Raw genomic sequence first — 21,297 nt, forward strand, 5'->3', positions numbered from 1 at the left:
TCATCGAATCGCGCCATCTATGGTGGGTTGAATGAGGGGAACGAATGCCCAGGATCGCGAAGGAACTCGGCCCCCTGGCAGTGTCGAGGCTGACCGCGCCCGGCCTTCACGCTGTGGGCGGGGTCAACGGGTTGGCCCTGCACGTGACAGCCACGGGGGCCCGCAGTTGGATTCTGCGCACCGTGGTGGGCGGCAAGCGACGCGAGATTGGCCTCGGAAGCTACCCAACCGTGACACTGGCCGGCGCGCGAGAGAAGGCTCGGGAGAAGCGCGACGCCATCGAGCGGGGCGTCGACCCGGTGGCCGAGCGCCGCGCAGCGCAGAGCGCGCTACGGGCGGCCAACGCGTCAGCGCGGACGTTTCGCCAGTGCTGTGATGCGTACATCGAGGCTCATGAGAGGACTTGGCGCAACGCGAAGCATGGGCAGCAGTGGCGCAATACGCTCGAACAGTACGCGCACCCGATCATGGGAAACCTGATCGTCCGTGACGTGGAGTTATCGCATGTGCTGCGCGTGCTCGAACCCATTTGGGAAGGGAAGACGGAGACAGCATCGAGGTTGCGGGGACGTATCGAGAAGGTTCTCGACTGGGCGACCGTGAGGAAGTATCGGGAGGGACTGAACCCGGCACGGTGGAAGGGGCACCTTGACCATCTACTGGCCGACCGTAATCGGTCTGCGCGCATCGTTCACCACGCCGCGGTGCCAATCGACGGCATGGCCGAATTCATGCGCGCGTTGCGGGCCGCCGAAGGCACGGGGGCGCTCGCGCTCGAGTTCCTCGTGTTGACGGCCGCGCGGTCAGGCGAAGTTCGGGGAGCGACCTGGGCAGAGATTGATACAAAGGCTAAGGTCTGGACGATCCCGGCGGACCGGATGAAGGCGGGACGGGAACACCGAGTCCCGTTGTCCGCGGCTGCGTTGGCTGTATTGAAGCGCGCTCGCGCGCTACCGCGCATCGGCGGCAGTGACTTCGTGTTCCCCGCGCCGCGGGGAGGGGTCTTGTCGGACATGACGTTGACCGCCGTCATGCGTCGCATGGATGTCCCTGCAGTGCCCCACGGGTTTAGGTCGACGTTTCGCGACTGGACTGCAGAGCGGACCGACTATCCGCGCGACGTGGCCGAGATGGCGCTCGCGCACGCCATCGGCGACAAAGTGGAGGCCGCATACCGGCGCGGCGACCTGTTCGACAAGCGCAGACTGATGATGGAAGAGTGGGCCGCATTCATGTCGCGAGAGCCGAAGAAATCCGCGCGGCCGTAGGTTGGCTGCCTCGGTATCGCATCATGCGACATCTCAACGCCTGCTAGGCACTATCCTTAGCGTGTCACCTTCCGCAATTTACCGGAACGACAGATACCACTCCGATAGTTAACCTGACGACTCACGACAAAACTTGGAGTCTCAGGCCATGTCAAAGACCGCGGACCGCGGCGCTTTCATCCGACAGCGCCCACTGCTTGACCAACTGCCATTCAGTGCGGCCACCCTCTGGCGCAACGTCAAGAACGGGACGTTCCCAAAGCCTGTGAAGTTGTCCGAGCGGGTGACAGCATGGCGCGTGCAGGATATCGAGCAATGGAAGGCGCGGCGGACATGAGCCGCGCCCCGTTGCCGCCCGGCCTGCTGACCGTCGGCGAGCTACTGCCGCGGCGGCCGTACACGGTCGCGCGTATCAACGGCCGCTACTGCCGGCACGACCGCCGTGTTCGGTGGCGCCCGCCGCTGACGCCCTACCCGGACGCCGCATCCCTGTGGGCCGCCGTGGGTTCTCCGCCCCCGTGCGTGGCCCAGGGGGCATCGCGTGCACCGCTGAAGACGTACAGCACTGGCGCCGACGGCGCAGGCTGACCTAACCCCAAAACGAACGAACGCCCCGGCTGCGTCTGGAAAACAGGCCGAGGCGTTCAAGAGGAAAGCACGTGAAGAATACGAACACCCGCGACGACGGTCAAGTCGCTCGCTTCAAGTGTCCTGGCTGTGACCGCTGGCGCCCCTTCGACCGCATCGGCGGTGGAGTCACGAACGAACTACTCGACTACGAAGCCGGAGAACAGGCACCAGTCTGCGACACGTGCGTGACCATCGCAATGTCAGACGACGTACGACGCCGTGAGATGGAGCGGAGCGTTCGGCGCCTTGCGAAGCGCGGGAAGCTACTGACGCGCTTTGTGTTCGGTGCGGCGGTTGGGGGCCGTTGATGGGCGCACCAGACCATCCACTAGGACCGCTTGCGTACCTGGCGACACGCAATCAGTTCATCGTCGCGCGACGTAGCGACAAGCACCCCCTGCACCCCGATCACCTCGTACCCGCGACCGCACACGACCCTGCGAACTGGTGCACGTATGAACGGGCGGCAGCCATCGCCGCCACGGCGCCCGAATTCTTCGGGATCGGATTCGTGCTCACGGTCGCCGATGACCTCGGGTGCATCGACATCGATGGCGCGCTGCAGGCTGATGGCAAGTGGCACCCACGTGCGGTCGAAATCCTTCAATCGATGCGCGGCGCCGTTGCCGAAGTTTCGCAGTCCGGTCGCGGCCTGCACGTGTGGTTTCGGCACCCTTCGCCCCCTTCGCACTCGAACAAGAAGACGATCGACGGGCTGCGGATCGAATGCTATGTGGCTGATCGATACATCATGCTCGGCTCGAACGCCAATGGGCAGTTGGCCGACACGTGCCCCGACGCCATCGCCGTCATGACTCGGTTCTTCCCGCCGCGCGAGACGCACGCCGTCCACGGCGACGGCCCGGACCCGGCCTGGCGCGGTCCCACGGACGACGCCGAACTGCTGGGCCGCGCGCTGCAGTCGCGCTCGGCTGCCGGCGCCTTCGGTGGCCGTGCGACGTTCGCAGACCTTTGGACGCGCAACGTCACGGTCCTGGCCGCCGCGTACCCGCCCGATCGGTCGTCCTCTGACCCCTACGACGGCTCGAGCGCTGACGCCGCGCTGGCGCAGCACCTGGCGTTCTGGACCGGGAAAGACGCCGAGCGGATTGGCCGGCTCATGCGGCAGTCGAGCCTGGTGCGCGAGAAGTACGACCGCGACGACTACTTCCACGGCACGATCGCCAACGCGTGCTCAATGCAGCGCGACGTGCTGCAGGACAAGGAACCGCCAGCGCCACCCACCCCTGTGGCCGACGACGCGCCCGCCATGCAACCGGCCCTCGGGGAGCGGTTTCTCTCGGCTACCGCTCAGGCTGCCCTGTTCGCCGGCTGTGTGTACGTCGTCGATCAACACCGTGCCCTGGTGCCCGGTGGCGCGCTGCTTAAGCCCGATCAATTCCGTGCCAAGTTCGGCGGCTACACGTTCGCGATGGACGCCCGCAACGAGCGCACCACGCGCAACGCGTGGGAAGCGTTCACCGAGTCGCAGGTGCTGACTGCACCGCGTGTCGACGGCACATGCTTCCGGCCGAAACTACCCTACGGCGCCACGATCGAAAGTGAGGGTCGGACTCGCGCCAATACCTACTGGCCGATCGAGGTGCGCCGCGTCGTGGGTTCGATAGAGCCTTTCGAGCGGCATCTTCGCCTGCTTCTTCCCCACGACTGGCAAGTGCTGCTGCATTACATGGCTGGCGCGGTGCAGTTCCCGGGCATCAAGTTCCAATGGATGCCGCTACTGATCGGGGCCGAGGGCAACGGCAAGACGTTCTTCTCCCGCTGCCTAGCGCGGGCCATCGGGCAGCGCTACACGCATTGGGTGGCAGCCGACAAGATCGCCGCGCAGTTCAACGAGTGGCTTTTCGGGAAGCTGTTCTATGCCATCGAAGACTTGAAGATCGGTAGCAATGCTGCGGCCTGGGAGAAACTGAAGCCGCTGATCACAGGTGAGAACGTCGAGATTGAAGGCAAAGGCATCGATCAGCGCAGCGACGAAATCTGCGGCAACTTCATTGCGAACTCGAACCACTTCGACGCCATCCGTGCGACTCGCAACGATCGACGGGTGGCGCACCTGCACTGCGCGCAACAGTCGGTCGACGACCTGAAGAGGGACGGCATTTCCGAGGTGTACACAGCGGGCCTGTATTCCTGGGCAGAGGCTGACGGCTACGCAATCGTGGCCGAGTACCTGCACACCCTTCCGATACCGTCGGAGTTCGGCAAGTCCTGGCTCACAGGTCGCGCCCCCCGCACGAGCGGCACGGCCGTCGCGATCGAGCACGGTCGCACACCAGTGGAACAGGTGATCCTCGACGCGATCGACGAGGAACGTCCGGGGTTCGCGGGTGGCTGGATCAGCAGTGTGATGGCCGAGCGTGTGGTCGAAAGCAAGCGGATGGGCGCCCAGTTCCCGCGGGCTGGCCGCGACGCGCTGTTTCGTGCCCTAGGGTACGTTCAACACCCGGCGCTCGCAGCGAACCGCGGGCGGGTAAGTCACCCTGTGATGCCAGATGGTCGGAAGACGACGCTCTACGTTCGCGAGGGCCACCAAGCGTTGGCGATCACGCAGCCGGCCGAGGCGGCACGAGCGTACAGCGTTGCCCAAGGCGCGCTCTGACTCCATGACTCTGACTCCACGGGGGGTCAGGCGGCTGGCGGCTGCCACACGGCTGCTGCGCCAATTAGCGTGGCGCTATTTACCGTGCGCGCTAATTGCTGACTGCCGTACTCAATACCTCTAGAGTCATGGAGTCATGGAGTCAAAACAGAAGTTTCACCTCTGTAGATGCATGACTCTGCACTGACTCTGTGGTGACGCCACCCCGGGCGATGGATCTCGTTAAATCGAAATCCATAGAACGAAACGGGCCTTGCGGCCCGTTATTCGCATCGTCGCACGGGGTCGGCGCCATCGTCAACTGCCACGATTGTGGGCGCCACTGCTAGCCGCGACAGTGACCGGGCGCCGACCTGGCGTGATCGATGAGGACCACAGCATGAACTCAAACACCTCTGCACAACCACCGGCCGCTGCAGGCGACTACCCGATCCCGACGCCTTGTGGCTGGCCCCCGATGAACCGCAACTGGGCGCCAGCCCGCGGATGGTCGGCACCGTTCTACGTTGACGATCCAGAGGACATTAAGGCGCGGGCACGACGCACGCCGGCTGAGTCGCCCGAGGACGTGCGTTGGGTCAGTTCTTGAATCTGCCCTTCTCGCACCAGAACCGGGTGCTGACGCCCGGTTGCTCACTGAATAGCTTGGCTGCAAGGTTGCAGTTGCCGCTGTTGTACGCCTCGCCATCGCCGGTGTCGAAGGTTGCCACATGCACGCGCAACGTGGCGGAGGTCATGCTACTTCTGTAGAGCGTGAACGTGCTGTCGTCACTGAAGGCGCATGACGACAGCAGCAAGCAAAGTGATAGAAGAAAAGCTGTCCTCATGGCGTGTGCCCCCGCAGTCGCTCGATGGTATCGCTCCGGGGGCCCCTCGACGTTCGCGAGCATCGGGGGGACGAAGAGGCCCGACGGTCGAGAGTTTTCGGCCGCGGAAACCTAGGAATTCTTCGTACTGTTCCGCGCAAGTGGAGCACCTCGCCGATCTAAACGAAATCGCCGTGCATTGACGGTTCGGGCGACACGTTCCAACACTCTCGCACCTTCGGTTTCGATCAGGTGCGCGAAATGCTTCAAGTCCCTCTGCCCCCCGTCACGCGATGGGAACGCTACACCCACGCCGCGCAGCGGCTGGGCATCCCGCCCCGTCCGTTCCTCGACGCTATCGTCAACGATCCGTCAGTGCGGACGCAGCGGCTCGGTAAGCGCGCCCTCGTGCACGTCGCAGCCAATGACGCCGATGCCCTGGCGCAGCGGATGGGCACCCGATGAGCACGCCCGACGCCGCATTCCGCGCCAGCGTTCGGGCTGACGCACTCAAACTCGGGCTTTCTGCCGCGGTTGCCGACCTGCTAGCCCGCGAGGTGGGCCGCTTGCCCACAGCGGAGGACCGCGAAGCGATGAGGACCGGGCGTCACGCCATGTACGGGGTGCTCGCACAGCAGCCCCCGCGGGACAACCTCACTCGAATCTGCCGCGCGTTCGGCCCTCGTGCCGAAGCCCTAGCCGACGACCTCCGCACATCGGGCATGCTGCTGCATGAGGTCATCGCCGTGCTGACCGAAGTCACGGGCTCGGCACGTGAGATGAGCGCCGACGCCGCGGGCGCGGTCCGCATGCGGCTCGTTGCCGCCAACCACTGGAACGACTGACATGCCGATCAATCACACCAAGCTCGTGCGCCTTAAGCGCCGACTCTCCGAACTCGACGGCGCCTATGCCCACGCTCGGGAGCGCGTCGAATTCATCCGCTACGGCACCGCGAGCGCCGACGGCCGCCGACTGCAGGAACCGGGCGTCATCACCCCGATCCTTCGCCGCTTGAGCGCCGCGAGCCCGTTCCACTTGCCGCACTCGCAGCTCACCGAACTGCGCGCCCTCGTGGAATCCACCGAGCGCCATTTTAAGGACGCCGACCCGCGCCGCATGCGGCCGTCAGAGGCGCAGATGCTCGACGACTGCAGGGTTGGTCGGTCGCTGGTGCAGGCCTACGAAGAACTCGCCGAGGCCGAGGCGCACGCAGCCGACATCGCTGCGCGCCGCGCGCCGCTCTCGGCACTAATTCGCCGTCTCGACGAATACGTCGGGGTCGATTCCGGTCTGAGCCAGTCCCTGGGGGTGCGCCATGTCGCTTAAGAAGGTCGAATCCATCCGCACCAAGATTGCGGCCCTGAAGTCCGAGGCCGCAGGCTTCGCCAGCATCACGCCGAATCCGGCCGACGTGCAGGCTACCGTGCTCGGCCGGTTGCGCACCGTGGCGGCCGACTCCGACCGGACGGCCCGGGCACGGTTGCTCTCGGGCGAACTCGACGGCCTGCTGATCGTCCGCCCCGGGTCGAACGGTGCCGTCGACCTGGCGCCGGTCCTCGTGCGGCTGTTGGGCCCGGAAGTCGTCGCCGATGCGCTCATGCGCCACGTGGCGGACCTTCCTGTGACGCCCACGTTCGCCGATCGCCGGCAGCGGCTGGCCGACATTGAGCGCGAGGTGTTCGCGCTGGAGTGCGAAGAGGAATCGCTCATCGAGGCCAGCGAAGCCGCCGGGACGCCCTTCCCGCGCCGCGCCGACGCTGATCCGCGGGCCGTGCTCGGAATGCACGAGGTATGAGTCAGAGCACCGAACTGGCCGCGTCGGCGACCGGCGCGGCGGACCCGCAGAGCGCGGCCGCGGTCGCGTTCAAGGCTTGGCTTGAGTCAGACCCTGCCCTTCGCCAGATGCAGGCGACCGCCACCGCCTTCGCGACGACCATGCGCGCCACGCAAGTGCAGAGTTCCGCGATCAGCGCCAAAGCGACTCGCGATGTCGAGGCGGCAAGTGAGGCGTTTCGCTCATGGGATGCTGCCCGCGCGGTCGCGCTCGAAGATCGGCTGGCGACCATCCCGGATGAGGGACTGCGGCAGGCCGCCATCGATGCGTCGGAGAGCGAGCGCGCTGCGGAGGCGCGGCGACTTGTCCTAGCCGTTATGGCCGCCAACCTCGCCACTTCACGTGCGCAGATGGCCGTACTTCAGGCCGCCGAGGGAGTGTTGGTGGCAGCGGAAGTCCGTTGGGTTCTCTCCGGTGATGACGGGCCCTCGGTCGACCACGAAGTGGGAATGCTCATTAACCGTGGCGTACACGTCGAGGCAATCGAGCCCGGCCGGAAGTACCGGCTCAACGGTCCGCGTGACCTGTGCGACGGACTGGTGACGCCCGAGGACAAGCGCGAAGGCGCGAGGTACGTCATCGACTACGAAGTGCCCCCCGCGGACCGCATCGACATGGGGACCCGTGCTGCAACGGGTCTGCAATACCGTCGGCAACTGTTCATTCATGGCGGGGGCGACGTGCTGCCGTTCGTGGCACGTGCCATCGACCGTGGCCTGATCGTCGCGCCGGTCGGTAATCTGCGGTTCTCGGTCACGGGGCGCACGGCCGCGCTGATGGCGTGGGCGGCAACAGTCGTCCACTGCAAGCCGCTCGAAGAGGTGCTGCCGCTGTACGGCCTCACACCTCAGATGGTGGCCGAAGAAGACGGCACGCCCGTCGCCGGTCCGCTGTCCGTCGCAGTCGTCTCGATGCCCGAGCCCGGCCCGCTGTCGGTCAACGTGGTGAGCCTGCCGACCCGCGAGACGACGACTCAGGTCGTGCGCGACCAAGCGGGCGAAATCCGAGAGGTTCGCCACACGGAGACGACGCGATGACCCCTGGCTTCGTCGACCCCCAAATACTGGCCGCAGTGCCGGCCTCGAATCGCAGGCTGCGTGAGCTAGTGCGTGTCGTGCAGGGCCGCGCCGGATATAGCCTGCGACGACACGGCCGCGGGCACGCGGTGCACCTGGCTGGGCCCGGCATCTCCGTAGTCGTCGCCGAACTGGCCGCGCTGTCGCTGGCCGACCTGAAGCCTCGGGACTGACCCCGTGGCAGTCCGGCCGACCTGTGACCGGCAGCGGGAAGTCCTCGCGGCCCTGACCGCCCGCGGCATGACCGTGGAGCCGTTGCCGGGATGCGGCGGGGCCATCGTTCTCCGTTGGGTCGGTCGCACTATGGTCGTCCGGGGCGGCCTGCGGGCTCTGACGTTGGGCGAAGTGCAACGAATGGGGCGCAGGGAACGTTAGCAACTCGCGGGCTTACCGTGGCCACTCCACACTTCTGGTCAGCGATGATCGGTGGCAGACTTGTCTACAGGTACCTCAAAGGTGAGCCCATGCCGTTTGTCGCTGTTGCTGCGTTCGTCGGTGCATTACTCCCCTTCCACCTGGCTCGACGCTGGCCGCAGTGGTGGGCAGTTGTGGCGTCAGTTTTTTGTGGTGTCGGTGCCTCGTTCGGCTTGGCTGCGTTAGTTGCCTCGGTCCTGTACCTCTCGAATCCTGAGACGTTTCCAGTCGGGGTTCTGTTCTTAAAGGTGATCGGGTACGGCGCGTGGTCCGTTCTCATTTCACCGGTAGCTGCGATTATTGGCCGCAAGCGGGGAAGCCCACTCAAGCCCTAGCTATTGAACTGCGCAAGTAGCAAAGCCGATGCGCATCTTCGAGAGCGTTCTCTTTCGGCGCTTCGTTGACACTGCGGAGTCTGCTGTCGCTCGAGTTTTTTCGGCGCCGGCTCTAGGCGTCGCCTACATGTTGCTTGTGTTGCCCGTCGCCTTGAGCCTTGGGCTTCTATGCGTTGTAGGGGGCTTACCTGGGATCGCCTTACATGCCGCGATTTGGAGCGGGCGAGACTTGCGTTCAGCGCCAGAAAGTAAAAAAGTCTTCCACGATGCGACTCTAGTAGCGCTCGCGTCTGTTTCAGTCTGCCTTGCTGTGGTCTACGTCTTCCCGCTGTTCGCCAGCGACATATGGTTCGACTCTCGATGCTCAACCATGCCGTATTGCTAGCGGGCTGACGTAGCGTGGGTGAGCGGGCGCTGGTGCCGGAACACCCCTAAGGGCGGGATGCCGCCTCGTGCACGGGTCGCCCTGCGGCCCTAGACTCCCCGCTGTGGGAGGTCACGCCGATGGTTGAGTTCCTAGCGGGTTGGTTTCTCGGGCAGCGTGCGCCGCGCTCGGCGCCGGCTCGTGCCTCACTGCATCCGGGCGGGCACCTTCGGTATCGACCGCTTCAGGCGTGGAGCTACGCTGTCGGGCGTGCTGTGGGTCGGCTCTTCAGGCGCGCCCCTACGCGTCGCTCCAGTCGGAAAGCGACTTCCCCCTGAACAAGGCAGACATCACTCGGCGATGCCCGAATTGCTGAGAACTGCGCGCGCAATGCCGATCTTTCCAACTCGGCGCCAAGGGCGCTCGTGCCTTCTAGAGGCGCAAGCATCAATGAGCGCATGTAAGCTCGGCGAGGCACTGACTTGACCAGCCACCTGTCGAGCCCTTGGAACAACGCAACCGCATTACTGCTGATGCGCTTCGGTGACACCGACCTTGCCTCTGGCAGCGGCTTCTTCTGGCGGGAGCGTGGACGCCTCTATCTGGTGAGCAACTGGCACAACTTCTCAGGTCGTAGTCCCCAGACCGGCGCGCCACTGTCAGACACGGGTGGCTTACCCGATCACGTAGTCTTCGGGGTCTTTCGCGCGGACTCTGACGCCGACAAGGACGGGTACTTCGCGCTCAGGTGGGAACTTCTACGGGCCCCCCTATGCGACGGTGACCCTTCTCACCCAACGTGGTTTGAACATCCAACTCTCGGCCGGGCAGTTGATGTCGCCGCACTCGACGTTACGGACATCATTGCGGCTATACCTCGCCAGCAGGTTCAAGGGGTAAACAACCTTGAAGCTGATGCCGCACTCGACCTTCGGGTGACGCAGGATGTGTTTGTCGTCGGATTCCCGTTTGGAGTTCTGGCAAACGCACCGGCACCCATTTGGAAGCGAGGAACGGTTGCTCTTGATCCAACCTTCGATCTCGACAACCTGCCGAAAATGGTCATAGATACCGCTACGCGTGAGGGAATGTCGGGGTCTGTCGTAATCGCGCGTCAGCAACTCATCGGGGAGTCCTACCGCAAGAGGGACGGATCGATGTCCGACGTAACGGTTGCTGGAACGCTCGATGTTGTCGTCGGGCTTTACTCAGGGCGGTACTACCCAGACCTTGAAAAGGCGCAGCTTGGCATAGTTTGGAAGCGGCGCGTCATCGAGGAGACGGTGGCAGGGCGAAGGGTCGCTGGGAGCTGACCCTCGGTTAGCAGGAAGGCAAGGGTGAAATGCTCAACGACATTGTGAATTCCATCAAGGCTACGCTGTACGACAGAACTTCAAGCCCCCTGTTTGGCGCATTTGCTGCATCATGGGCGATTTGGAACTACAGACTGTTGATCGTGTTGGTGGGAGAAGGAGCGCCGGACTACAAGATAAAGCTCATCAATGAAGTGCTCTACCCGTCCTGGTGGTACGTCGTCGGCACTGGCTTTGTCGCGCCGTTGATCACTGCGTTAGCCTTCATTTACCTCTATCCTTGGCCAGCGAAGAAGGTGTATGAGTTCGTGATTCGACAGCAGAAGGCGCTGAGTGACCTGAAGCACGAAGTCGAAGGAGAGAAGCTCATCACCGAGCAAGAAGCGCGAAAGCTTCGGCAGGACCACGTAACGCTGCAAGTCGCTTTCGATGCACAGATAAGGGCGCTTCGCGAGGACCGCGAAGCTTTGAATACGCTGGCCTCGGAGCGACAAAGCCAAATTGAGTTGCTTTCACAGCAACTCTCCGCGGGGGAAGAAGCGGCACGTGAGCGTGATCGTTTAGCCCTAGAAGTCTCGCAACTGCGAGCAGACATCGCTAAGGCCCACGACAAGAAACTTAGCGGTCAGCGAACGCACCCTCTGACACAGAGCGAGTTGCGTAAAGGTCAGGACCGCGCTCTTAACCTGCGACAGGCCAGAGGTGTGAATGCCGAATCCGTGGGTAACACACGCTGGGTCCTAGTTTTCAATCCTGATCTGAGTGTCAGCGCCACACGCCCGTTCGTAGGAAGCAAGCCCTTGTACCTAGGTCCAGACGGCGAGATTCTTGAGGGCCAGAACAAGAATGAGCACACGTGGAGAGTGCCGACTGACAGCGTGCTGGAGCTTTTGCAGATCGATGGAAAGACGCATAGCCGGTTCCACTTCGATCGGGAATCTGGCCAATGGCAGGCTCAATACACGCCCGACCTAAACATGAAGTCTCCTGCGCAGTACCTGAAGCCCTACGATGGCCCGTAGGCAGCCCGGAGAGCCCAGCCGACGTTTGTGCATCGGGTTACCGGACCCGACAGTCTGAAGGCGGCAGCACGTGGCCGACCCCTGCCACCGACACACGGCCGTCGTCCGGCCACGGGCAATGGGTCGATACGGCACCAACGTGGCCCGCATTCGCGCGATGTGACCGCGTGGGGCGACGTCGTCTACGTTCACGCTTCAGTGCCGCGCGTGTCCGGAATGCCCTGGCGCAACCATTCGGCCGCCGCGTGCTCGGGCTCGGCGATTCGTCGCCACGCTTCGCGCTGCAGGTCGGCCGCGACCTCGCGTAGCTGATCGTCGGGGACATGGGGCCATTGCTGATGCAGCCGCGCGGCGCAGCGCGCGAGCCAGTCTTTCGAGTCCATGAGTCGAGTCGCCTAGAACTGTATGTCCATACAGTATCGCTGTCGAGGTCGCCAATGTCTAGATGTCCACGCGTCTCAGGGCGTCATGGCGGATGGTGACGAGGGGTATGGGGATCAGGATTGGCTTTGCCTGTGGCGCCGTCATTGGTCGATCCAGTGCGTTCAGTCGGGGGGGGGGTCACGATGTGGGCGATGGCACAATCCCTCGCCACAGTCTCCGAGACGGGTCCGATGAACTCACTTGACGAACTGGTTCCCCTGATTTCGCCGCACGATGGCCAATACAGGCGGAATTACACGCGGCAGGTTGTGTGCGAGTTTCGCTTCCCGACGTTGTTGGAGTTCGCCAGTGCTGAACCTCCGGCGCCTTTTGTGCAGGGATTGCGCAAACGCTACCCGATTCTCGAACTGCACAAAGAGCTTACGCTGGGCATGTCGGATGCCGCGTCGTCGCATTCGCACACGCTGAAGTCCCCGCTTGGTGACTGGCTCGTGACCGTCAAGAAGGAAGCGTTCACCGTCGAGACCTTGAAGTATGTTCGTTTCGAACAGTTGCGGGAGCGTGTCGCGGAAGTGTTGCGTGTTGCCACTCCGATCATCGAGAGCGACTTTTTCACCCGGATCGGTCTGCGCTACGTGAACATCGTCAAGACTGATGGGGAGACGCCATTGGTTGAGTGGATAAACCCCACACTTTGCGGCGTTACGGACGCCGGTTTTCAGGGGATCAGTGAGGCGGCTGGGAAGCTGCGACTGCAAGGCGAAGGCGGAGGGTGCCTTCTGCAGTACGGCTTGAAGTCAAAGGCGATGGACGCAGTCGATAAGGACGAGGAGAACTCTCGCGTCCCCGACTACGTGCTGGACATCGATGTTTACCGAGACGTTGTGACGGTGGCTGATGCCCTCCCTGCGCTCGACGCGATGCGTGTACAGGCATACTCTTTGTTCGAGTGGGCGCTTGGTGACAGAGCGCGTAATCAACTGAAGGCGTAGAGCATGTTTCTCTCACAAGATGTGAACGTACAGGCCACTACTGCACAAGAGCCGATCTACCGGTGGGAGGAGATTACGCCGGGGAGCCTTTCTCACGGCTCACCGCACCGCGACCAAGGACCGTGGGTAACCCAATTCAATTTGCTCGACAGCACCAGCTTTGACTTGTTCGTTAGCGACGCAGGGACCGTCGCGCAAGCTCGAACAGGCGAGGTGCTCCTCAAGACCCAACGTCCTCGATCTTCGATCCAGCCAGCCAATGCGAATGTCAAGGCCTCGTCACCGGTTGAAGACATTGCGAAGCAGCGTATACGTTTGCTAGCTGCGAAGTACGCGGGAGGTGCGGCTAGCGCGGAAGTCGCTGCCCGTCTGGCAATTCTTGATGGGCGCATGCTTGAGCTTGCACCGCGGGTGACGGAGGCTCAACTCGCTGCGACCGAGCACACGATCGAACAGGTCGCTGCTCTTCGGGATCGCCGCCTAGCCCGTGCCGCGCGCTTGGGCTTGCCTACCTAGGTTTTGAGCCTCTTCCATTTCCCCAAGACCCTGCATAAGCGGCAACTGGTGCCGCGGCAGTTCAGGCGCTATCAGACCTATAAGCGCTACCTGCAGCACGAGTTTGCTCGCGTCTGCGTCTATTGCCGCACACCGGACACATTGTCTCGGGAGGCGTTCAGCGTCGATCACTATCGACCAAAATCCAAGTTCAAGGCACTAAGCTGCACCTACGCAAATCTCTTCTATTGTTGTGGCCCATGTAATTCGCGTAAAGCCGACGACTGGCCCAATGACGAGGACAAGGGACCCCGCGTAGTCAACCCGTGTGATCATGTGATGGCCGACCATTTGCGGTTTGATGCGAGCACCTCTCAAGTCAAGCCGAGGAGTGTGCATGGTGAGCACATGGAAGACCTGCTCCAACTGAACGAGGCGGAACAGGTCAAGTTCCGAAAGATGCAACTTCACATCCTTGGGTTGCTTGAGGACGAACTTTCCAAGCTCAAGGCCAACAGGGTCACGCTAGAGAAGCGTGCCAAGGCTGGGCTAGTTTCAACCGCTGACTTGCAAGTCGAACTTGCCGACCTTGACGCTGACATTGCGGGGTCGCTTGAAATGATTCAGCGACAGTCTGGGACCCTCTGTTTGCCGCCGCTCAATAGCCCGCGACTCGGAGTGCGACTGACCATCTAGACTTTGGCGGTTCGGATGGTGGGAACGGGGTCGATCGTCCCTTCTATCCCCGTGATTCCTCGCCATGCGGCGGAAGCGGTGAGATTCGAACTCACGGACGGTTGCCCGTCGCCGGTTTTCAAGACCGGTGCCTTAAACCGCTCGGCCACGCTTCCTGCGGGGCGATTGTCGCGCAGGCGGCCGCCCACCCCATGCGAAACTCCGCGCCCGCCGCATTCCCCTCCGCCGCGCGTGAACACCACCGAGATCTTCCTTGTCGCGATGATCATAATCTTCGCGGTGCCCTATCTGGTGTGGCGGCTCGGGCGCACCGACTACTGGGCGCCGCTGGTGGTGGTGCAGATCGTCACCGGCATCGTGCTCGGCCCCGGCGTGCTGGGCGCCATGTTCCCGGACTACTACCACTTCGTCTTCGCGCCGCCGGTGGTCACCGCGCTCAACGGCGTGGCCTGGTGGGCCGTGATGCTGTTCGTATGGGTCGCCGGCGTCGAACTGGACCTGCGCGCCGCCTGGGCCGAGCGCCGCGAGGCCGCGGTGACGGCCGGCCTGGCGCTGGCGGTGCCGCTGCTGCTGGGCTGCGGCGCGGCGCTGCTGCTGCCCGTGCTGCTGGGCGGCGGCTGGGCCGGGCCGCTGGCGCAGCCGTGGCAGTTCATGCTGGGCATCGGCATGGCCTGCACGGTCACCGCGCTGCCGATCCTGGTGCTGCTGATGGACAAGATGCAGATCCTGCGCGCGCCGCTGGGCCAGCGCATCCTGCGCTACGCGAGCCTGGACGACATCGCGATCTGGGCCGTGCTGGCGCTGATCCTGGCCGACTGGGCCCGCCTGGGCCGGCAGGCGCTGTTCCTGGCGGTGTTCGCGCTCGCCGCCTGGGCCATCCGACGCTTCATGCCGCGCCTGCCCGAGCGCGACCGCTGGTACGTGGCGGTGGTGTGGCTGCCGCTGGTGGCGCTGGGGGCGGACTGGTGCGGCCTGCACTTCATGATCGGCGCGTTCCTGGCCGGTGCGGTGCTCGACGCGCACTGGTTCGACCAGCGCCGCATGGACATGCTGCGCGACAACGTGCTTCTGGTGCTGATGCCGGTGTTCTTCCTGTCCACCGGCTTGCGCACGCAGTGGGGCGTGGGCGGCGGCGCGGTGTTCGTCGCCGCGGCGCTGCTGCTCGTGGCGGCGGTGGCGGGCAAGCTGGCCGGCGTAGGACTGGCCGGCCGCGTGCTCGGCTGGTCGCGCGACGAGACGCTGGCCGTGGGCCTGCTGCTGCAGACCAAGGCGCTGATCATGATCATCTTCTCCAACGTGCTGCTGGACAAGCAGCTCATCAGCGCCGACGCCTTTACCGCGCTGCTGGTGATGGCGGTGGCCAGCACGATGATCACCGTGCCCGCGGTGACGCCGCTGCTGCGCCGGCTGGGCGTCGGCGTGGGGGCTCAGCCGCCGGGGCGCTGAGCCGCGTCGCAGCGCACCTGCAGCACGTCGCGCCGGCCGCCGTCCACGCGCACGGCGGTGAGCGCGCCGCCCCACACGCAGCCGGTGTCCAGCGACAGCAGCCGCGGCCGGTTGATCAGGCCGAGCGTGGACCAGTGCCCGAAAGCGACCGCCTCGCCTGCGCTGGCGCGGCCCGGCACGTCGAACCACGGCACCAGCCCGGGCGGCGCGGCGTCGGCGCCTTCCTTGACCTTGAAGTCCTGCGTGCCATCGCGCGGATCGACGAAGCGGATGCGCGTCAGCACGTTGATCGCGCAGCGCCAGCGGTCCGCACCTTCGAGCGCGTCGCTCCAGCGCGCCGGCTCGTTGCCGTACATGCGGGGCAGGAACCCCGCCAGGTCGGGCCCGCGCAGCATCGCCTGCAACTCGCCGGCCAGCGCCAGCGTGCGCGCCGCGTCCCAGGCCGGGTGCACGCCGGCATGCACGCACAGCCAGCCGTGACGCTGCAGCGCCAGCGGCCGCTGGCGCAGCCAGTCGATCCAGGCGTCGCGATCGGGGGCGTCCAGCACGTCGCGCAGCGTGTCGTTGCGGTGCTCGGGCCGCACACCGTGCGCCACCGCCAGCAGGTGCAGGTCGTGGTTGCCGAGCAGGGCGTCGGCGGCACCGCCCAGCGCACGCAGCCGGCGCAGCACCGCCAGCGACTGCGGGCCGCGGTTGACCAGGTCGCCCAGCACGGTGAGCGAGTCGCGCGACGGCGAGAAGCCGATCTGCGCGAGCAGCCGGTCGAACGCGTCGCAGCAGCCCTGCAGGTCGCCCACGAGATAGTGCATGGGGCGATTCTGCTACGCTGACCGCCCCCGGACTGCCCTCGTTCGAATGGACGTCGCGCTACTTGCCTTCCTGATCCTTCTCAATGGCATCTTCGCGATGTCGGAGATGGCGCTCACCGCCAGCCGCAAGGCCCGCCTGCAGGTCATGGTGGAAGCCGGCGAGCATGGCGCCCAGACCGCCATCGACCTGCACGAGAAGCCCACGAAGTTCCTGTCCACGGTGCAGATCGGCATCACGTCGATCGGCGTGCTCAACGGCATCGTCGGCGAGGCGGCGTTCTCGCAGCCGCTCGGGGCATGGCTCACGCAGACCTTCCCGATGCTCGGCGCGCAGGCCGCCGGCTGGACCGCCACCGGCCTGGTGGTGGTGATCATCACCTTCCTGACCATCATCTTCGGCGAGCTGGTGCCCAAGCGCGTGGGCCAGCTGTATCCGGAGACGATCGCGCGCCTCGTGGCCACGCCGATGAACTGGCTGTCCACCGCCACGCGGCCGTTCGTGGCGCTGCTGTCGATGAGCACGGAAGGGGTGCTGCGCATGCTGGGCGTGCGGGGTGACACCAGCCGCAGCGTCACGGAAGAGGAGATCGCCGCCAGCCTGGAGGAGGGGCTCGACGCCGGCGTGATCGAGCACCAGGAACACCAGATGGTGCGCAACGTGTTCCGGCTCGACGAGCGCCAGATCGGCTCGATGATGATCCCGCGCGGCGAGACCGCGTGGCTCGACGCCAATGCGCCGCTGGCCGACACGCTGGCGCTGATGGCCACGCACGAGCACACGCGCTATCCGGTGTGCCGCGGCGACCTGACCGACGTGGTGGGCGTGCTGTCGGCGCAGGCGCTGCTGCCGGCGCTGTCGCGCGGCGAGACGCCTTCGATCGCCGATTACCTCTCGCCGCCGGTGTTCGTGCCCGAGACCCTCACCGGCATGGAACTGCTGGAGCACTTCCGGGGCTCCGACGCCGAGCTCGTGTTCGTGGTGGACGAGTACGGCGAGGTGCAGGGCGTGATCACCGTGCGCGAGGTGCTGGAGGCGATCACCGGCGAGTTCAGCGCGCCGGCCGACGACGACGCTTGGGCCGTGCAGCGCGACGACGGCGGCTGGCTGTTCGACGGCCTGATCCCGGTGCCCGAGCTGAAGGACCGCCTGGACCTGAAGGTGCTCCCCGAGGAAGACCGGGGGCGCTACAACACGCTGGCTGGCATGATCATGCTTCTGCTCGGGCGCCTGCCCGGCACCGCCGACCGCGTGGAATGGGACGGCTGGCGATTCGAGGTCGTCGACATGGACGGCAAGCGCGTCGACAAGGTGCTGGCCACGCCCATGACCGAAGAAGCCCCCGGAGAGCCCACTTGATCGACCCCCAACTGTTTTCCCGTCCGGTCCCGATCGACCGCAACGTCCACCTGCGCGCGAGCCTCAAGGCCGCGGGCACCCGCTTCGACCGCACCGCGGGCATGAACGCGTTGTTCGTGACGATGGTCGAGTTCGTCGACGTGTCGCGCGAGTACCCGATCGTGTTCGTCGAGGCGGGCCAGGGCCCGGACGGCCAGCGCGAGGTGGCGCCCATGGCGGTGCTCGGCCTGGCCAAGGGCGAGAACCTGATGCTGCGCCGCGACGGCAGCTGGGGGGCGCACTACGTGCCCGCGCTGCTGCGCGGCTATCCGCTGGGCCTGGCCGCGGCCGACGCCGACCGGGTGGTGCTGGTGATCGACGAGGCTGCCGATGCCCTGTCGATCGACGGGTCCGGCCCCGGCGAGCCGCTGTTCGACGCCCAGGGGGAGCCGACGCCCCAGCTCCGCGCCCGGCAGGAGTTCCTCGAGCAGTTCGAGGGCGAGGCGCACCGCACCCGGCTGTTCGGCCGAGCGCTGCTCGACCTGGAGCTGCTGCAGACCAAGCGCTTCGACGCCACGCTGCCGGACGGCCGCAGCCTCACGGTGGACGGCTTCCTGGCGCTCGACGAGGCGCGCTTCGAGGCGCTGTCCGACGAGGCGGTGCTGAAGCTGCAGCGCAGCGGCATGCTCTCGATGATCTACGCGCACCACTTCTCGATGGGCATGTTCCGCAACCTGCTGGAGCGTCGCATCGAGGCCGACGCGCTGCCGGCCGCCTGACCTACACTGGCGGAATGGACCGCCCGGTACATTCCGCCCGCGCCAAGGCGCCCACCCGCAAGAAGGCGCAGGCCTCGCGCACCAACGATCCAGCGCGCACGATGGCCGACATCCTCGAGGTGGCCACGCGCGAGTTCGCCGAGAAGGGCCTGGCCGGGGCGCGCATCGACGTCATCGCCGAGGCCATGCGCACCAGCAAGCGCATGATCTACTACTACTTTGGCAGCAAGGAAGGCCTGTACCTTCGCGTGCTGGAGGAGTCCTACCGCCGCATGCGCGCGATGGAGGCCGAGGCGCACCTCGAGGACCTGCCGCCGGAGGACGCGCTGCGCAAGCTGGTCGGCCACACGCTGGACTACCAGTGGGGCCACCCGGAGTTCGCCCGGCTCGTGCAGAGCGAGAACATCCTCCGTGCGCAGTACCTGGCCCAGAGCAGCACCATCCGCGAGCTCAACGTGCCCGCCATCGAGGGGCTGCGCGCCGTGCTCGAGCGCGGCCAGAAGGAAGGCATTTTCCGGGGCGGCATCGACGCGGTGGACCTGCACATGTCGATCTCGGCGCTGGCGGTGTTCCACGTGTCCAACCGGCACACCTTCTCGCTCATCTTCCAGCGCGACTTCGAGTCGCCGGCGGCGCTGATCGCGCGTCGCGACAGCATCATCGAGATGATCGTGCGCTTCGTCCGCCGCTAGCGGCGGCGGGGATCCTCCGGCCACGGCGGCGCGGGCCCGCGCCGGGTCTGCGGGTTTGCACCGATCCTTGAATTAACCGGTTCGTACATTATCGCGTCCCAACGGTGGCCCGGCGCTTCTGCCCGCGTCCCGCCGAGGAGACCGCATGTCCGACTGGTTCGACAAGGCGACCGGCGCCTACTGCAAGCTGCTCGAGCTGCTGCTCGTGGGGCTGCTGGGGGTCATGGTCGTCATGGTCTTCGGCAACGTGGTGCTGCGCTACGGCTTCAACTCGGGCATCACCGTCAGCGAGGAGCTGTCGCGCTGGGCCTTCGTGTGGATGACCTTCCTCGGCGCGGTGATCGCGCTGCGCGACAACGGCCACCTCGGCACCGACATCCTGGTCGGCCGCCTCGGCCCCCGCGGCAGGAAGGTCTGCCTGGCCATCGCCGAGACGCTGATGCTCTACAGCGTCTGGCTGGTGTTGTCCGGCAGCTGGGCACAGGTGAAGATCAGCCTCGATGTCGAGGCACCGGTCACCGGCTGGTCGATGGCCTGGCTGCCGGCAGCGGGCGTGGTGTTCGCCGTGTCGGCCGCGGTGTTCCACGCGCTCAAGCTCGGCCGGCTCTTCTCCGGGCGGCTGCGTGACGACGAGCTGATCACGGTGCAGGAGTCCGAGGACCTCGCCCACGTCAAGGGCCCGGGGGACCGGCCATGACCGTCGCCGTGTTCCTGGGGGCGCTGCTGGGCGCCATGGCGCTGGGCGTGCCGATCGCCTACTCGCTGCTGCTGTGCGGCGTCGCGCTGATGGTCTACATGGGCAACTTCGACGCCCAGATCCTGGCGCAGAACCTCATCGAAGGCGCCAACAGCTTTCCGCTGCTGGCGGTGCCGTTCTTCATGCTGGCCGGCGAGATCATGAACGTCGGCGGCCTGTCGCGCCGCATCGTCAACCTGGCGCTGACGCTGGTGGGCCACGTGCGTGGCGGTCTCGGCTACGTGGTCATCCTGGCGGCGGTGCTGATGGCCGCGCTGTCCGGGTCGGCGGTGGCCGACACCGCGGCGCTGGCCGCACTGCTGCTGCCGATGATGGTCAAGGCTGGCCACGACAAGGCCAAGGCCGGCGGCCTGATCGCGTCGGCCGGCATCATCGCGCCGATCATCCCGCCGTCGATCGCGTTCGTGATCTTCGGCGTGGCGGCCAACGTGTCGATCACCAAGCTGTTCCTCGCCGGCATCGTGCCAGGCATCCTGATGGGCGTGGCGATCGCCATCGCGTGGACCCTCGTGGCGCGCAAGGAGCGCATCGAGCCGCCGCCGCGCGCCAGCAACGCCGAGCGGATGAAGGCGCTGCGCGAGTCGACCTGGGCGCTGGTGCTGCCGGCCATCGTGCTGGTGGGCCTGAAGATGGGCGTGTTCACGCCCACCGAGGCGGCTGTGGTGGCGGCGGTGTACGCGCTGTTCGTGTCCACCGTGGTCTACCGCGAGATGAAGCTGTCGCAGCTGTACGCGGTGTTCGCGTCGGCCGCCAAGACCACCGCGGTGATCATGTTCCTGGTCGCCGCGGCGATGGTCAGCGCGTGGCTGATCACCGTGGCCAACCTGCCGGCGGAGCTGATCTCGCTGCTGCAGCCCTTCATCGACCGACCGATGCTGCTGATGTTCATCATCATGCTGATCGTCATCGTGGTCGGCACGGCGATGGACATGACGCCCACGATCCTGATCCTGACGCCGGTGCTGATGCCGCTGGTGAAGGCCGCGGGCATCGACCCGGTGTACTTCGGCGTGCTGTTCATCATGAACAACGCGATCGGCCTGGTGACGCCGCCGGTGGGCACCGTGCTCAACGTGGTGGCCGGCGTCGGCCGCATGAGCATGGACTCGGTCACGCGCGGCGTGGTGCCGTTCATGATCGCCCAGTTCGGCGTGCTGTTCCTGCTCGTGCTGTTCCCGCAGATCGTGCTGTGGCCGCTCAAGCTCTTCTACTGACCCGTTCTT

General features: G+C 65.5%; 21 protein-coding genes and 1 tRNA gene. 18 read left to right on the forward strand and 4 right to left on the reverse strand.

Annotated features, from left to right (window positions below; all coding sequences use genetic code 11):
* The first annotated feature begins 44 nt into the window (after nucleotides 1-44).
* The 3 genes from AC2EAQ_RS16045 to AC2EAQ_RS16055 all read left to right on the forward strand — a co-directional run bounded on the left by AC2EAQ_RS16045 (nucleotide 45) and on the right by AC2EAQ_RS16055 (nucleotide 4,521).
* Entirely contained in the window at nucleotides 45-1,268 is a 1,224-nt protein-coding gene (locus tag AC2EAQ_RS16045; protein WP_484645354.1) for a tyrosine-type recombinase/integrase, read from the forward strand.
* Nucleotides 1,269-1,416: 148 nt separating this feature from the next.
* Complete coding sequence (locus AC2EAQ_RS16050; RefSeq protein WP_484645355.1) at nucleotides 1,417-1,605, forward strand: helix-turn-helix transcriptional regulator; 189 nt, start codon at nucleotides 1,417-1,419, stop codon at nucleotides 1,603-1,605.
* Between the two features lie 600 nt (nucleotides 1,606-2,205).
* Complete coding sequence (locus AC2EAQ_RS16055; protein ID WP_484645356.1) at nucleotides 2,206-4,521, forward strand: phage NrS-1 polymerase family protein; 2,316 nt, start codon at nucleotides 2,206-2,208, stop codon at nucleotides 4,519-4,521.
* Between the two features lie 578 nt (nucleotides 4,522-5,099).
* Here AC2EAQ_RS16055 and AC2EAQ_RS16060 read toward each other — a convergent pair.
* Nucleotides 5,100-5,258, reverse strand: coding sequence for a hypothetical protein (locus AC2EAQ_RS16060; protein ID WP_484645357.1), 159 nt, complete (start codon nucleotides 5,256-5,258; stop codon nucleotides 5,100-5,102).
* 530 nt (nucleotides 5,259-5,788) lie between these two features.
* Here AC2EAQ_RS16060 and AC2EAQ_RS16065 point away from each other — a divergent pair.
* The 7 genes from AC2EAQ_RS16065 (at nucleotide 5,789) to AC2EAQ_RS16095 (ending at nucleotide 11,688) form a co-directional block, all read left to right on the forward strand.
* Nucleotides 5,789-6,172, forward strand: a complete 384-nt coding sequence (locus AC2EAQ_RS16065) for a hypothetical protein (protein WP_484645358.1) — start codon at nucleotides 5,789-5,791, stop codon at nucleotides 6,170-6,172.
* A 1-nt stretch (nucleotide 6,173) separates the two neighbouring features.
* The gene (locus AC2EAQ_RS16070) at nucleotides 6,174-6,656 is read left to right on the forward strand and encodes a hypothetical protein (RefSeq protein WP_484645359.1); all 483 of its coding nucleotides are present in this window, start codon (nucleotides 6,174-6,176) and stop codon (nucleotides 6,654-6,656) included.
* Complete coding sequence (locus AC2EAQ_RS16075) at nucleotides 6,646-7,125, forward strand: hypothetical protein (protein WP_484645360.1); 480 nt, start codon at nucleotides 6,646-6,648, stop codon at nucleotides 7,123-7,125. The genes AC2EAQ_RS16070 and AC2EAQ_RS16075 overlap by 11 nt, the downstream gene beginning before the upstream one ends.
* Nucleotides 7,122-8,201, forward strand: a complete 1,080-nt coding sequence (locus AC2EAQ_RS16080; RefSeq protein WP_484645361.1) for a hypothetical protein — start codon at nucleotides 7,122-7,124, stop codon at nucleotides 8,199-8,201. The genes AC2EAQ_RS16075 and AC2EAQ_RS16080 overlap by 4 nt, the downstream gene beginning before the upstream one ends.
* Nucleotides 8,198-8,413 carry a hypothetical protein gene (locus AC2EAQ_RS16085; protein ID WP_484645362.1) on the forward strand — a complete coding sequence of 72 codons (216 nt, stop codon included), beginning with the start codon at nucleotides 8,198-8,200 and terminating at the stop codon, nucleotides 8,411-8,413. The genes AC2EAQ_RS16080 and AC2EAQ_RS16085 overlap by 4 nt, the downstream gene beginning before the upstream one ends.
* 1,422 nt (nucleotides 8,414-9,835) lie before the next feature.
* Nucleotides 9,836-10,666, forward strand: coding sequence for a S1 family peptidase (locus AC2EAQ_RS16090; protein ID WP_484645363.1), 831 nt, complete (start codon nucleotides 9,836-9,838; stop codon nucleotides 10,664-10,666).
* Nucleotides 10,667-10,695: 29 nt separating this feature from the next.
* On the forward strand, nucleotides 10,696-11,688 hold the full coding sequence (locus AC2EAQ_RS16095; RefSeq protein WP_484645364.1) for a hypothetical protein: 993 nt from the start codon (nucleotides 10,696-10,698) through the stop codon (nucleotides 11,686-11,688).
* A 188-nt stretch (nucleotides 11,689-11,876) separates the two neighbouring features.
* On the opposite strand, the gene AC2EAQ_RS16100 is transcribed toward AC2EAQ_RS16095, so the two are convergent.
* Complete coding sequence (locus tag AC2EAQ_RS16100; protein WP_484645365.1) at nucleotides 11,877-12,071, reverse strand: hypothetical protein; 195 nt, start codon at nucleotides 12,069-12,071, stop codon at nucleotides 11,877-11,879.
* A 192-nt stretch (nucleotides 12,072-12,263) separates the two neighbouring features.
* Between AC2EAQ_RS16100 and AC2EAQ_RS16105 the strand changes: the two genes are divergently transcribed.
* Entirely contained in the window at nucleotides 12,264-13,064 is an 801-nt protein-coding gene (locus AC2EAQ_RS16105) for a TIGR04255 family protein (RefSeq protein ID WP_484645366.1), read from the forward strand.
* 519 nt (nucleotides 13,065-13,583) lie between these two features.
* Nucleotides 13,584-14,255: an HNH endonuclease gene (locus AC2EAQ_RS16110; RefSeq protein ID WP_484645367.1), complete on the forward strand. Its 672-nt coding sequence runs from the start codon at nucleotides 13,584-13,586 to the stop codon at nucleotides 14,253-14,255.
* Between the two features lie 70 nt (nucleotides 14,256-14,325).
* Here AC2EAQ_RS16110 and AC2EAQ_RS16115 read toward each other — a convergent pair.
* A tRNA-Ser gene (locus tag AC2EAQ_RS16115) sits at nucleotides 14,326-14,410 on the reverse strand.
* A 76-nt stretch (nucleotides 14,411-14,486) separates the two neighbouring features.
* Between AC2EAQ_RS16115 and AC2EAQ_RS16120 the strand changes: the two genes are divergently transcribed.
* The gene (locus tag AC2EAQ_RS16120) at nucleotides 14,487-15,701 is read left to right on the forward strand and encodes a cation:proton antiporter (RefSeq protein ID WP_484645368.1); all 1,215 of its coding nucleotides are present in this window, start codon (nucleotides 14,487-14,489) and stop codon (nucleotides 15,699-15,701) included.
* Here AC2EAQ_RS16120 and AC2EAQ_RS16125 read toward each other — a convergent pair.
* Nucleotides 15,683-16,510 carry a symmetrical bis(5'-nucleosyl)-tetraphosphatase gene (locus AC2EAQ_RS16125; protein WP_484645369.1) on the reverse strand — a complete coding sequence of 276 codons (828 nt, stop codon included), beginning with the start codon at nucleotides 16,508-16,510 and terminating at the stop codon, nucleotides 15,683-15,685. The genes AC2EAQ_RS16120 and AC2EAQ_RS16125 overlap by 19 nt on opposite strands.
* Nucleotides 16,511-16,556: 46 nt before the next feature.
* Between AC2EAQ_RS16125 and AC2EAQ_RS16130 the strand changes: the two genes are divergently transcribed.
* The 5 genes from AC2EAQ_RS16130 to AC2EAQ_RS16150 all read left to right on the forward strand — a co-directional run bounded on the left by AC2EAQ_RS16130 (nucleotide 16,557) and on the right by AC2EAQ_RS16150 (nucleotide 21,288).
* A complete protein-coding gene (locus AC2EAQ_RS16130) occupies nucleotides 16,557-17,867 on the forward strand; it encodes a hemolysin family protein (protein WP_484645370.1) in 1,311 nt (436 codons plus the stop codon).
* Nucleotides 17,864-18,625: a SapC family protein gene (locus AC2EAQ_RS16135; protein ID WP_484645371.1), complete on the forward strand. Its 762-nt coding sequence runs from the start codon at nucleotides 17,864-17,866 to the stop codon at nucleotides 18,623-18,625. Before AC2EAQ_RS16130 ends, AC2EAQ_RS16135 begins: the two co-directional genes overlap by 4 nt.
* A gap of 14 nt (nucleotides 18,626-18,639) precedes the next feature.
* Nucleotides 18,640-19,317 (forward strand): TetR/AcrR family transcriptional regulator, encoded by a 678-nt coding sequence (locus tag AC2EAQ_RS16140; protein ID WP_484645372.1) that lies wholly within the window; start codon nucleotides 18,640-18,642, stop codon nucleotides 19,315-19,317.
* A gap of 145 nt (nucleotides 19,318-19,462) precedes the next feature.
* The gene (locus AC2EAQ_RS16145) at nucleotides 19,463-20,014 is read left to right on the forward strand and encodes a TRAP transporter small permease (protein WP_484645373.1); all 552 of its coding nucleotides are present in this window, start codon (nucleotides 19,463-19,465) and stop codon (nucleotides 20,012-20,014) included.
* Nucleotides 20,011-21,288 (forward strand): TRAP transporter large permease subunit, encoded by a 1,278-nt coding sequence (locus AC2EAQ_RS16150; protein WP_484645374.1) that lies wholly within the window; start codon nucleotides 20,011-20,013, stop codon nucleotides 21,286-21,288. Before AC2EAQ_RS16145 ends, AC2EAQ_RS16150 begins: the two co-directional genes overlap by 4 nt.
* Nucleotides 21,289-21,297: the final 9 nt, after the last annotated feature.

Source organism: Aquabacterium sp. T101, from assembly GCF_057219775.1.

Bases quoted from the DNA above. Each gene is read 5' to 3' on its own strand.
- AC2EAQ_RS16045 (WP_484645354.1), top strand. From the start codon at position 45: ATGCCCAGGATCGCGAAGGAACTCGGCCCCCTGGCAGTGTCGAGGCTG.
- AC2EAQ_RS16050 (WP_484645355.1), top strand. From the start codon at position 1,417: ATGTCAAAGACCGCGGACCGCGGCGCTTTCATCCGACAGCGCCCACTG.
- AC2EAQ_RS16055 (WP_484645356.1), top strand. From the start codon at position 2,206: ATGGGCGCACCAGACCATCCACTAGGACCGCTTGCGTACCTGGCGACA.
- AC2EAQ_RS16060 (WP_484645357.1), bottom strand. From the start codon at position 5,258: ATGACCTCCGCCACGTTGCGCGTGCATGTGGCAACCTTCGACACCGGC.
- AC2EAQ_RS16065 (WP_484645358.1), top strand. From the start codon at position 5,789: ATGAGCACGCCCGACGCCGCATTCCGCGCCAGCGTTCGGGCTGACGCA.
- AC2EAQ_RS16070 (WP_484645359.1), top strand. From the start codon at position 6,174: ATGCCGATCAATCACACCAAGCTCGTGCGCCTTAAGCGCCGACTCTCC.
- AC2EAQ_RS16075 (WP_484645360.1), top strand. From the start codon at position 6,646: ATGTCGCTTAAGAAGGTCGAATCCATCCGCACCAAGATTGCGGCCCTG.
- AC2EAQ_RS16080 (WP_484645361.1), top strand. From the start codon at position 7,122: ATGAGTCAGAGCACCGAACTGGCCGCGTCGGCGACCGGCGCGGCGGAC.
- AC2EAQ_RS16085 (WP_484645362.1), top strand. From the start codon at position 8,198: ATGACCCCTGGCTTCGTCGACCCCCAAATACTGGCCGCAGTGCCGGCC.
- AC2EAQ_RS16095 (WP_484645364.1), top strand. From the start codon at position 10,696: ATGCTCAACGACATTGTGAATTCCATCAAGGCTACGCTGTACGACAGA.
- AC2EAQ_RS16100 (WP_484645365.1), bottom strand. From the start codon at position 12,071: ATGGACTCGAAAGACTGGCTCGCGCGCTGCGCCGCGCGGCTGCATCAG.
- AC2EAQ_RS16105 (WP_484645366.1), top strand. From the start codon at position 12,264: ATGGCACAATCCCTCGCCACAGTCTCCGAGACGGGTCCGATGAACTCA.
- AC2EAQ_RS16125 (WP_484645369.1), bottom strand. From the start codon at position 16,510: ATGCACTATCTCGTGGGCGACCTGCAGGGCTGCTGCGACGCGTTCGAC.
- AC2EAQ_RS16130 (WP_484645370.1), top strand. From the start codon at position 16,557: ATGGACGTCGCGCTACTTGCCTTCCTGATCCTTCTCAATGGCATCTTC.
- AC2EAQ_RS16140 (WP_484645372.1), top strand. From the start codon at position 18,640: ATGGACCGCCCGGTACATTCCGCCCGCGCCAAGGCGCCCACCCGCAAG.
- AC2EAQ_RS16145 (WP_484645373.1), top strand. From the start codon at position 19,463: ATGTCCGACTGGTTCGACAAGGCGACCGGCGCCTACTGCAAGCTGCTC.
- AC2EAQ_RS16150 (WP_484645374.1), top strand. From the start codon at position 20,011: ATGACCGTCGCCGTGTTCCTGGGGGCGCTGCTGGGCGCCATGGCGCTG.